The organism is Chryseobacterium mucoviscidosis, from assembly GCF_002177115.1.
In the GTDB taxonomy this organism is placed as follows: domain Bacteria; phylum Bacteroidota; class Bacteroidia; order Flavobacteriales; family Weeksellaceae; genus Chryseobacterium; species Chryseobacterium mucoviscidosis.
Genome location: NZ_MVAG01000039.1, coordinates 68,632 through 81,251 on the forward strand (window position 1 = coordinate 68,632; position 12,620 = coordinate 81,251).

Here is a 12,620-nt window from a genome sequence, read left to right on the forward strand (position 1 = left end):
AAAAATTATTGAGGAAGTATATAGTTAGGAGGATTAGGATTAACTTTTTCTCCTCCATAAGTTGTTCTAATAATTAGTTTCTCTATTTTTCTAGCTTCATTTTCTGCTTTAACAGCTCTTTGCTCCGTTGGATCATCTGCTGTTCCCGATTTTGGATCATTACTTCTCGGATTATCTTTCATATTTTTTTGATCATAGTCAAATTGATGTCTCATTTCATGAGCAACAGCAGACAAATCTGAATCAGGAACACCTTCTACTTTTTTAAACTGTTCTTGTGCTTCTTTACTAAAGTCATAAAGAGCATGGGTTCCAATACTATGACCTAATACAGCTCCATTACCATCTGGAAGTACCTTACTTCCACTATTCCCACTTTCGATCCAATGTGTTTTATCACTATTTTCTAAAGTATGTAACATTCCTTGAAGTTCTTTATTTCCTGAATTTTCAATTTTTCGATAAGCAACCGCTAATTTAAATAGAGTTGGACTACCTGTATGTGTCCTTCCATCATATTTAGCGCCTAACTTTCCATTTTCCCAACGTCGAAAACTTCCGTTAGAATACTTCCATTGTTCTGTAACATTCCCTTTAGAATCACGAATAAGATAAATTATGTCTTTACCTTGTCTTCCATCCGGATCAATAAACCTTATCGGATTATCAAATGCATAGGTATAAGGCGACCAACGTCTCATCTTTTCCGCGAGCGGATCAACGACTCCCCATCTTCCGATATCGGGCATATAAAACCTTGCCCCGTAATCATACATACCGGATTCCTGCAACTCCTTTCCATTGTACTTGTAATTTTTATACGAACTCGCTCCGAAGAAAGAATTTCCACTCTTCAAGTGGTTCATTCCGAAAGGGTAATAATCATTTACATCTATAATTTCAAGAGCACCTGCGCTGTTTCTTCCGAAACTTACCCTAGTATTTCCTAAATGATCTTTGTACTGGTAAATATACTGATCTTTTTTGTAATCATAAAATCCTTCTGCGGTTGGGAAAAACTCCAGATCAGGAGTTTTCAAGATGTCAAGTGTACCAACAGGTCCAAAATTTATGACTTCATCAGTACTAAATGCCTGCATCTCCATGGCCCTGCTTTGGGGAGCCATCATCATGTCTTCCATCGGAGGATCTGCGGGGTCTCCGCCGCCTTGAGTTGTAGAAGTTCTATTGTTGTACTGGAATCCATCTAGATAATCAGAATTGTTTATTGTTATGGTAGTTGTATAATATCCTGTAACTATATTGGTGGTTTTTTTCTTTAGTTTTACTCCGTCTGCTCTGTATAAATATTCCATATCAAATGGAAAATCCACCAGCATATTCACTGTAGAAGGCAGGTTCAGGTAATTATACTGGATAATCGTGGCTTTATCCGGCATTAATGTCATGTTTCCGTTTGCATCATAACCGATGGTTTGCCCTCCGCCTTCATAGCCTGTTGTATTTTGTGCATCATCAATAATTTTTGCCAGCCTGTTGCTTTTGTTTGAATTTTCATACGTGTATACAAGCTTATCGATCACGGTAGGAGTGTTTCCAGACTCTATTACAGATGTCCTGTAAAGATTGGTAATATTCCCGTTCAGGTCATAATCTATGGATTCTGTATTTTCTTTACTTCCCGGATTTTGCGGATTCTGGTAATATCCTGCGGTAAGTCTGTTGAGCTTATCGTAGGCGTAACTATATCTTTTAGGAGTTGTAGATGGATTATTTCCAATGTTTTCTACAGTTCTCCAGTCCACTTCTGCAATATTACCATTATATTTTGCCTCTACATCTTTTCCCGAAAACAGTGAAGGATCAGGATTTATGATCCCCAGTCTTTCGTTATATCTTATTTTATAGGCAAACAGCTTTCCGTCAAGATTAGGAACCGTCATTTGGTTTTTGTTGATGTCCGTCATCCATCCACGGATATTGTAGGTGTAATCTATGCTTTGCAGATTATTTCCTACTTTTTTATTGCTAAGCTCGGAAAGTTCATTGTAGGTGTTTTCCGCCAAAAGAACCTCGGGCTTGTTATCTACCTGGTGATAATGCTGCAGCAGCCTGTTTTGTCCGTCATAGACAAACCTTTCCGTTACAAACACCCCGGTTTCTCCCTGCTTTCTGAGATGATAAATGTTGTTTTTCTGTACAGTCCCTGCAAAGTCGAGTAAAGATTCCGTTTTGGTATATCCTCCCAAATGATTGATGGAGTGGGTTCCTATTGCTCTTCCTTTTTTATCATACCAGGTGTAATTTTTTGTCCAGTTGTCATCCTCAATATTTTTCACATAAGAAGCAACAGGAAGACTTTTTGTGCTTATGGATGAATTTTGAGCATCCTGAGACAAAACATCCTGTCCCAAAATCTGGGTAGGAATAGCAGGGGTGCCTGTAGGATAGGTATCGTAATAATTAATACTCAGAACCTTATAAATATTCCCGTTTGGATATCCAAATCCATTGGTGTAATAAACGGGCATTCCACTGTTTGTCCAGTAATCGGACATCCTTTTTTCATTATTAGATCCTTTCGCATCTGTATTGGATTGTTCGGTTAATCGTGTGGAACCATCAGACAGACCTGTCATAAGAACTCTTCCAAACTGATCATATTTTGTGTACAGCCATCGTCCCTGAGCTCTCAGAATGGCATCCTGGGTAAGAACCAGACGATCCTGTTTATCATATACCATAAATTCCCATCCTTTGCCTGGGAGTTTCTTTTCTACGAGACGGTTTCTGCCATCGTATTTGTACTGATAACAAAGGTTATCCAGGGTAACATCATCCACAGCCCCTGAAACGGAAGCCAGCGGCGGAATCACATACGCAAGCTGGTTGTATTCATTGTACACATAATACGTATCCACGCTTTGTGTCCCGTTCATTTTTCTCACCAGCAAAACCTGTCCTTCTCCATTTTTAAACTCTATGTTGACGTTCCCATCTTCATCGGTTACCGTATTTTTATACAGTTGTGCTGCTGCATACTCGCTGCTCTGGCTTAAAACAGAACTTGTAGCTCCGTTTACCCATGTGGTTACCGTAGTGTATTTTTTTACAGCATCAGCAGTGGTATTGGCATCATAGCCGAACTGAACGGGTTTATCATTCCACGCATTACCTACCTGCTTCTGCTGTAAAATACGTTCCAAAGGAGAGTTTTCCAATATCTTTTCAGAATAGATTTTTTCAGCTCCGTAAAGAGCAGGCTGGGTAGCGTTGCTCAAAGGTGAAGTATAGATCGCTCCGTTCTGGGTTCCCTGCTGGGGAACGGGAAGGTAATCTTTCAACTGTCTTCCGAAGCCGTCATATTCGATATGTTGTACCACGTCTTTTCCGCCCGGGGAGGCTTTTACATTCACCACCTGCTTTGGTCTTCCCAGACCATCAAAATACTGGACGGTTTCGATTTGCTTTGCAGTAGTGCTGCTTGTCGTTACAGGTTCCAAGTAGGTCTTACTGTAGATATAGTTTTCTAAAGAACTTGTCTGACTTTGGCCGTAAGCCAGTCCAGATAAAAAGAGTGTTCCTATAGGGATTATTATTTTTTTCATAACGCGTTAGTTTTGTAATTATATTTGAATTTTTTCAGGATATTTCCTGTCTGGCTTTTCTCCCTGTTTTCTTTCAGCCTGTTGGCAGCATCGTAGATTATACTTACGTTATTCCCAACGGAGGCATGATGCTTCTTAGCTCATACCTCAATTAAATGATTATATATAAGTCATTACCTGATGTCCTGCTATAGAAAGATCTTTTATGAAGATATCCAACAGGGCTAAAATTTGGATTCATAATACTCCGGAGCTGAGGAAATATCTGTATTGGAAGTATTCACAATGCTATAATCAATGCCTTTGAAATACTTACAGTGAACACCTATAATCTTAGCAATAAGCTGAAGCAGGTTATAGTCTCAATAATCATGGCTACTATCCCGTCCTTTATGGTATAATGCTGTACGTTCCTTTATGGCTCATAGATTACAAATCCGCTAATATTTAGCTCATTTTATTCTATTTTTGATATTGAATTTTAATTTGAATAGGATTGTTAATGCTAACTTGACCATTTAACACCATTGCGAGTACTTGACCTGTAACTGGAAAAACAATAATTTTCCATTTTATACCTGTATATTCATCCGTGTAATCTACAGCCCTTGTACTAGTTGGTTTACAATTTTCTCCCACAGTTCCTATTATATACCCACCTTGTGTCCAAGGTAAATTTACATTTTGATTATTTGTTGAAATTTCAATAAACATACTGATAGTATTACCATCCTGCATTACAGAACTAATATTATTAGTAGAGTCTATATTTGATGCTAATGTGAATGGGCAGCCTTGACTGCATATCCCATAGGTATTTGCGTAATTTTGTCCATTAGAATTGAGATTATTTTGAGCTTTAGAATCGGCATCATTCTGACTTATATTGGATATATAAGATCCTTGAGGAATCGTATATGTCACAGGTGTTCCTACTTGACCTGTTGGACAATCATTTTTTAAAAATGTTTTACTAATTTCTGCATTAACAAATATATTTGTGGAAGCTAATGAATTAATATAATGATAATTGTAATTTTTCACAATATTATTCTCATTGTCTTTAATTAGAATCAGTCTGTTTTTATTATCATAAAAATAGAATTCTTTAATTCCTGAAGGATACGTTATATTTTTTAAACCAATAAGCGGATCATAGGTGTAAGTGGTAATTAAATATCCTTTCATTCGAACATCCTTTCTGAAATTATCTAATTTATTATCTAAAGCAGCTTCAGAAGCGGCATCAACATCTAAATTTGAAGCTTCTACAATAGAATTTATTAGATCTTGTGGAATATCTGACGTGTTAGAATTGATACCATTCGGATATGTTGCTCCCCCTTCTATTTTTGCAATTGGTAACATCTTATTGTATCCCCAGATAAATACTACCGGCTTTTTATCATTGGTATACTGAAGTACATTTCCATATGAATCGTATCTATCATATATTGTTCTTATATTATCTAAAGTGTTAATGTCTAATGATTGAGAATTATCTTTAATTAATAAATCGTGTTCTTCTTTTGGTAGCAGTATATTTCCGGTAGATGCATCTTGAGTATACTTTATAGCCTTTTCAAAAACTTTTTTATTATTAATAAATTTTTCAAATTTAACAGGAATATCAATACGGTTAGAATTAATTAGCATTTGCATTTCAGACGATTGATTTCCTAATAATAAATCATTGGGATAATAATTTTTTATTTCAGTTATTTTTCCGTCATCATCTGTTATTTTCTCAGATGCCAATTGATTTTTATCATTATAATTATAATTATATTGTCTTGTAATTGCCTTTCCATTAAAATAACTAATTTCCTTTTTACTATTTAACAAAATTTTACCTGTTTTAATGGGATAAAAATGCATGAAATTTGAATTATAATCCAAAACAGAGCTAGATTTTAAAGTGGTAGGACAATAAAAATTCATGGGTATATACTCTGCCATATAAGCCCAATATCTTCTTTGATCTTTTACTATAAAGTCATATATTTCTTTTTTGACAATTTCTTTTGTAGAAAAAGGTCCATTACCTGCTATTTTGTAAAATGATTTTTCTTTAAGAGTTCCATTTCTTAGATATCTTATTTCAGGCAACCCTATAGGTCGAGAAGCATAATAGGTTGAATAATCAGAGAGATTGTTAAAAGTATAAACCTCTTCCCCATTTGAATTATCTTTATTTCCATATTGAATAGTTACTTCTGAATAACCTACTAATGATCCTTGCGCATTATAACTGTATGGAACAGTAGGATCAGAATTTAACATTAGTGTTCTAGTTGAATAAACATAAGGAATTAAGCTGCTATTTGTTTGTAAATCATTACATAAAATTTCACTCATATTAAACACAGTAGGGCAATTGGCATTATTAATTGGAGCAAACATATCACTGTCTGTTCTGTCTTTTACTCTATAAAAAACGGGTTTAGTCATAAGTATACCATTTTTGTAGGAATAATTTTTTTCACTAGCCTTTTTCCCATCTGTATCAAAGTATGTAACATTCTTAATTCTTAAACCAGCACCTTTATTAGGATACAAAATTTCCTGTTCTGTAAAATATGATATTTTCATATCTACCCATGCACTCCCCAAAATACCTGTTTTATTGTCAGGGTAATTAACTCTCATACGATATTGGGCCCCTGGTGTTATAAGATTTGTAATATCAACATTATACACACCACATACACCATGTGCGATTCCATAATTTACTAAATCTGCATTATTTCTGCTATACTCTGAAATAATCTGCCAATTTCCATTAACATTCTTTTCCAGTAGACCATACAGCCTGATATCGTTTGGATGCACTGTTAAATTGACACCAAGACCAGAATTACTATAAGGTGCACACAAGTTATTAGTAGAAGTACCTAAATCACAAGGACCAGTTGAACTACAAGTTAAAGTAATTGATAGTTTTACAGATTGATTTATTATTGATGGAATAGTGAAAGTTTTAGATTGTTCTACTGTGCTATTATAATCATAAATACTTTGGGTAGTTTCCACCAATGTAGAATTAATAGTTGGTGATCCGAATTGGTTACTTTCATAATCCATTAATGCGTGCCCTCCTGTAGGATATATTATTAATTTCAGCAATCCTGCTTTAAGAAATTTTTCATTAAAACTTCTGTCATTTGGTTGAGGGTTTGAAACAAAATGAAAGGGTATATTATTATCTTTATATCCTAAATTATTTACGTTTGGAATAAGCCCTGAATTTGTAGCACCATTAAAAAATCCCCACAAATCCTGAGCTGCAGATGTCTTATAAGGCAAAGTAGTAGCATCATAAACAAACCTGTAAATCATATCATTAGAATTCGTTTCTCCAAATTTTATTGCTTTTAATTTAAGACGCTTACTTTTATAACTTTCTAATATATTGTTGGGCATTACTCCGCAAGTTCCCATTGCTGTGGAGACAACTGTATAATCACCAAAAGTCGGAGATCCTGTAAAGTAATCATAATCAAATAATATTGTCTTTATGGGCTCTGTATCACTTTTAGAATAAAGAGATATTTTATCTATTTTTTTTCCGTTTTTTATATCTTCTCTATTACTATTCTGAAAAACAATTTTTGAATTATTTGTATTGATTTCACTGATTGTATAATCTATTCCCTGACTTGCCGAATACCCAAAATTCAATCCTTCAAAAGGCATAAAAGGTGGTCCGGAATTACTCCACGGAGCATTAAAAGGATTGGAGGTTGATGCTAAAACTTCTTTAGTGTAATTTTGAATCAAGTGAGGTAGAGATTCTACCTGAGTAGATACGTATGTAAAGTTTGCAATTTTATTTTGAGGACTAACTATTTTTGTCAAATAATAACTATCTCGATATTGATGCTGTGTAGTTTGGCAATCAGTAGAACTATGAGTATCAATCGTAGCTTTTAATTCAAAAAAGTAAACCAATCCATCAGTAGTTATTGCTTTAAATCCTGTAGTATTATTTGCACTATTTATAATTCTTTCTAATTTTATATTATTCTTGTCAATGGAAACAAAATTATGGTCTTTATCCTCAATAAATTTGCCTGTATATCCATTAAAATTATAAATACAAACTAAAAAATCGGAGTCAGCACCAACTTGAAACTGTTTGGATTCAGTATTTCCAGTGGATGTCATGAAGTTACAACCCTTTCGAACATAATTAAAAACAAAATTTGATTCATAAGGGTCTTCTGTTTGATTAAGTTCTGATGATAGTGGAATGTAGTCTTTTCTATACACACTATTATCTTGTCCTACTAAATGTATTACTCCTCCTGCATTTAATGTCCAACCTAATCCGATGTTGCTTGCCTCTTCTTCAACCTTTAATCCGGTCGTATAGTAGCTTGCAGAAATAGGGATTTTTAAATCTCCCTCATCAATATTACAGAGAGGTATCTCTGAAGATGTTGTTCCATTATATACATTAACCGGTACTTCAGCATATTTCAATAATGATGCAACATTTGGAGATGGAATGGTAGAAACTTTCTGAGCAAAAATTCCTAAATAAAAAAAAGCAAAAGCAATACACAAATTTTTTTTTATCATTTCTTTATAATTTATCGTTAGTAAAATTGTTTGACGGTTGTAAATAGACTGCTATTAAAAATATCTTACCTTTTAAAAGCCATGGCTTTTACATATATTGATAAAGAGAATTTCCAGATACAATATGATACCCTTTATAATCTAATCCCAAAAGAATAATAATTTTTTTCTTAAGCAATTTCTACGCTTATCTTATTATTAAAATAACTTAAAGGTAAATTTCCCTAATAGTCAAAATATTTATAACCATATTTATATTTCAAAACTTATTTAATTTATACTATTGTGGACTGCTTCTTAAAAAATGACCAACATTTTAGTAACAGTCTTAATTGTTGTGGGTTCTTTTGTTACTCACGGTTACAAATCCGCGAGATCGGGTATAACAGATACTATATTTTTCTTCTCTTTACTTATTTCTTAATCAATTTGGCATTCGACGTTTTGTCATTGGTTTTCACCACCACCAGATACGCCCCCTGAATCAAAGGCTGGGTGTTGATTTTGGTGATTTTATTTTTCGTTTTTACCGTTTCAAGCTTTCTGCCACCCATGTCATACACTGCAATTTCAGCTTCAAACGCTCCCTCTCTCAAGCCCTCAAACCCAAGCTCCACATACACATAATCCGTTACCGGGTTCGGATAGATCCTGATATCCTGTTTTTCGATCAGTTGGTCAACCTGTCTGTCACCCAGCTTCACGATCTTCCAGTTTTCTTTGCCTAACTCTTCTGCGCTGGTTCCTGCGAGTACAATCGATCCGTCACGGTTCAGCTTAATATCAGATAACCGTTCTTCTTTTTTTCGGGATTCTCCCTTCACGTGCTTTCTCCACTGCTCGTTTCCGTTCTGGTCGAGATACAGCATCCAGAAAGTCTCGTCATCATTTTCAATCCTGCCTTCCGCCTGTGTGTAACCGCCCAAGAGAATCCCTTTAGACTTCCCGCTTCCATCTTCCTGCTTCCCGGCAATGACGCTCATTCCCATCAGAACATCCCGGTTCTTGAAATTGTAGGATTTTTGCCACTGCTCATTTCCATTTAAATCAATAGCAACCAACCATAAATCGGTACCCTCTTCAATACCGACTGATTTATTTCCCGATCTTTCCGATCTGGATTCTCCACCGATCAGGTAGCCGGTTGAAGTAAGAGCCAGTGTTCTTACATGATCGTCGCCTTTTCCTCCGAAATTCTTTTCCCATTCTACTTTTCCATCTTTCGAAAGCTTAACGATCCAGTAATCACCTTCACCAAAATTGTTGCTTGTTTTTGGTTGATAGTTGATGGTTTTACTACTTCCGGCCTCCGTCTTCCCGCTTCCTGCCAAAGCTGCGCTTCTGGAATAGATCCCTAACAAAGCTCCACCGTCTTTGGTGGGAATCATCTTTTCCACTTCATCAAGACCTTTCCCGCCTAAAATCAATTGGGATAGTTCTTTCCCGTTTTTATCCAGTCGTACTACCAAAACATCTTTGGAACCGTACCCCTTCATTTTCGGATCCTGAGTTTGTTTACCCTGAGCGGAGCCGAAGGGAAGGGTTGTATTTCCCGCGACAAAGAACCCCATATCCGTCGTCTGGATCACCGCCCTTGCTTCTTCGTCCGCTGTACTGCCAATCGTTTTCTGCCATAATTCATCGCCAAATTCGTTGATTCTGATAAGCCAGAAATCGCTGCCGCCTCTAGAATCCTCTTTTTTATCCAGTCCTTTTCCGCTGTAGGAAGTTCCGGCAAGAAGAAACCCTCCTTCCTGAGTGTTAACCGTTGCCGAAAGAAAATCATGGTTTTTTCCTGAGAAATATTTTTCCCAGACTTCTTCGCCCTGCTGGTTAAGCTTAACCAAATGGAAATCGTAACCGTTGTTCTGCTTTTTGTTGTCAGATGCTGGTTGATTGTTGTCAGAATGGATGCTGCTTCCGGTAATTAAATACTGCTGATCGATGGTTGTAGTGACCTGTGAAAGAAAGTCCTGCGTAGAAGACCGGATATCTTTCTGCCAGACCACTTCCTGGGCGGAAACACCCAGAATACTGCACAGAGTGAGCATACTCATGCCGAGTTTTTTCATACTTAGTGTAATTTTAACGTTATTGTAAAGGTGAAATTAAGAAAGGGAATGCTTAGAAAAATAAGGAAACCCGCATTCTTAAAGAATTGTTCTGAATAGAATCTGTCCGAAATTTATTTGTTTTAATCATGGTTTTTTTAGTCTTTTTTTATCGCTTTTAGCAGCCTTGTCTTTATTAATTTTTGTTCAGAACGGTAAAAAGAAAATCTCGTCCCTTTTACTTTTCTGCAAAATTACAAAGCATTAACGACAAAACATGTCGTTTTATTTTAAAGGATGCAATTTTTTTCAAAAAGGTTGGAAATCATGATGAAAAATATTTTTTATGGGTGTATTTTAACGTGCGCTTCGGCTCCGCTCAGCGCACGGTGATGGTTTGACTTACAATAATCTGTTTAAAATTAAGTCGCACTAAAGTACGCTGAGCGGAGCCGAAGCGTAAAAATATCTGCATTAAAATTTTATCGGAGATAAAATCTTTGCGCCTTAAACAGATAGAGCGTGTTAAAAAATATTGCGTCCTTGGCGGGTTTAAACAACTTTAGGAATAATTATTTACGATGATGTGCGCTTCGGCTTCGCTCAGCACCCGATGGCGGATTTGTGTTATAATGATCTGTTTAAAATGGGATGGCAATGATGTGAGCTTCGACTCCGCTCAGCGTACGGTGGATGGTTTGGTTTACAATGATTTGTTTAAAATTTTATAAGAAAATAAATTTGAATCTGTTGCGCTTACATTACATTGCGTAAGTCCATTCACTTAAAAAAATAAAAATAACTATATTTATAAAAAAACATGGAAAAAGTAAAAAGACGATGAGTGAGCTTGTTAAATTCAAATTTTACGAAACGGCGCTTCAGGCGAACCGGGATAAACAGATTCTGGCTGAAAGCGGCATCAATAGCTTTATCGCCAATGAACAGTTGATTCAGTCGGATTGGCTGCTTTCTCAGGCAGTTGGCGGAATTCAGCTTCAGGTTTTTGAAGAGGATCTTGAAAAAGCCAATCAGGCATTGAAAGATTACAAAGAAAAACGAAGAATTTTCTCTGGAAGTGGAACACACCATTGCAGATCCTGAATTTGATTTCGTTTGTCCGAAATGTGGTTCTAACCATATTTACAGGGACGACAGTGCAACCAGTTTTTTCGGAATTTCGATTTTAACGAGCCATAAATTTGTCTGTTATTATTGCGGGAATGAGTTTACGCATTAATGCTTTTAGAAATTGATTTTTTTAACACAATGGTCGCAATGTCTTTTTGAAAGTATTGTGGAAATTTTCCGTTCGCAAGGGCGTTCTACTCAGCAAATGAGCTGTATATTTGTATTCCTAATTTATATAACAAAAAGTATATTGAAAAAACAATTCCCCTCCTCTGGAGGGGTGCCAAAAATTCGAATGAATTTTTGACGGGGTGGTGTTTTAATTATGATTGATAAGAGATGATTGATAAGTGATGAATGATGACTGATAAGTGATGCGTTATAATCGAAGAGGTATGAATTTTTTTTTTGAAATAATTATTATACATTGGAAAATTCATGATTAACTCTTAGAAATTAACCGTTTCACTTCTCATAGCCCCGATTGCAGCGGCATCCTTTTGTGAAGCGAAGCGGAACAAAAGATACAGCGGAAAGCGGGAAAAAGCTCCTAAAAAATAGAAAGGAAGATGGAGGATGGAAGTTTACGATCGTTGAAAATAAAAATTTATTAAATAATGTGAGACTGAGATTGCTTCTTCGCATTCAATTCTCTCAAAGACAAAATAGAAGAGTATGAAAATAATCTGTATAGGAAGAAATTACAGCGAACACGCAAAAGAACTGGGCAACGAAATCCCGGAAAGACCCGTCATTTTTATGAAACCGGATACAGCGGTTTTAAAAGGAAATGATTTTTACATTCCTGAGTTTTCAGATGATGTGCATTACGAACTGGAAGTTGTTGTGAAAATTTCGAAAGGTGGAAAGTACATTCAGAAAGAAACGGCACACAAACATTATGAGGAAATCGGACTGGGAATTGATTTTACCGCAAGAGATCTTCAGAGTGAATTAAAATCCAAAGGATTGCCCTGGGAACTGGCGAAAGGTTTTGACGGTTCTGCAGTAGTGGGAAATTTCTTTAAAAAAGATAATTTTAATCTGGATTCCCTGAATTTTTCTTTACTGAAGAACAAGGAAAAGGTACAGGACGGAAATACGAAGGACATGATGTTCACCATTGATGACATTATTGCTTTTGTGTCGCAGTATTTTACATTGAGAGTGGGAGATCTTATCTTTACAGGAACCCCGAAAGGCGTAGGAAAAGTGGAAGAAAATGATATTCTGGAAGCTTACCTGGAAGAAGAAAAAGTTCTTGACATCCGAATATTATAAGTAA

5 protein-coding genes are annotated in these 12,620 nt (G+C 35.8%); 2 read left to right on the plus strand and 3 right to left on the minus strand.

The features are described from left to right. Positions 1-5 precede the first annotated feature (5 nt). The 3 genes from B0E34_RS00965 to B0E34_RS00975 all read right to left on the minus strand — a co-directional run bounded on the left by B0E34_RS00965 (position 6) and on the right by B0E34_RS00975 (position 10,225). Positions 6-3,569, minus strand: a complete 3,564-nt coding sequence (locus tag B0E34_RS00965; protein ID WP_087705976.1) for a DUF6443 domain-containing protein — start codon at positions 3,567-3,569, stop codon at positions 6-8. A gap of 462 nt (positions 3,570-4,031) precedes the next feature. Further along, entirely contained in the window at positions 4,032-8,153 is a 4,122-nt protein-coding gene (locus B0E34_RS00970; RefSeq protein WP_087705978.1) for a DUF5977 domain-containing protein, read from the minus strand. Between the two features lie 413 nt (positions 8,154-8,566). Continuing rightward, complete coding sequence (locus B0E34_RS00975; RefSeq protein ID WP_087705980.1) at positions 8,567-10,225, minus strand: T9SS type A sorting domain-containing protein; 1,659 nt, start codon at positions 10,223-10,225, stop codon at positions 8,567-8,569. Between the two features lie 819 nt (positions 10,226-11,044). Here B0E34_RS00975 and B0E34_RS00985 point away from each other — a divergent pair. Then, entirely contained in the window at positions 11,045-11,308 is a 264-nt protein-coding gene (locus B0E34_RS00985) for a putative signal transducing protein (RefSeq protein ID WP_228422988.1), read from the plus strand. A gap of 702 nt (positions 11,309-12,010) precedes the next feature. Next, positions 12,011-12,616, plus strand: coding sequence for a fumarylacetoacetate hydrolase family protein (locus tag B0E34_RS00990; protein WP_087705984.1), 606 nt, complete (start codon positions 12,011-12,013; stop codon positions 12,614-12,616). The last annotated feature ends 4 nt before the right edge of the window (positions 12,617-12,620 follow it).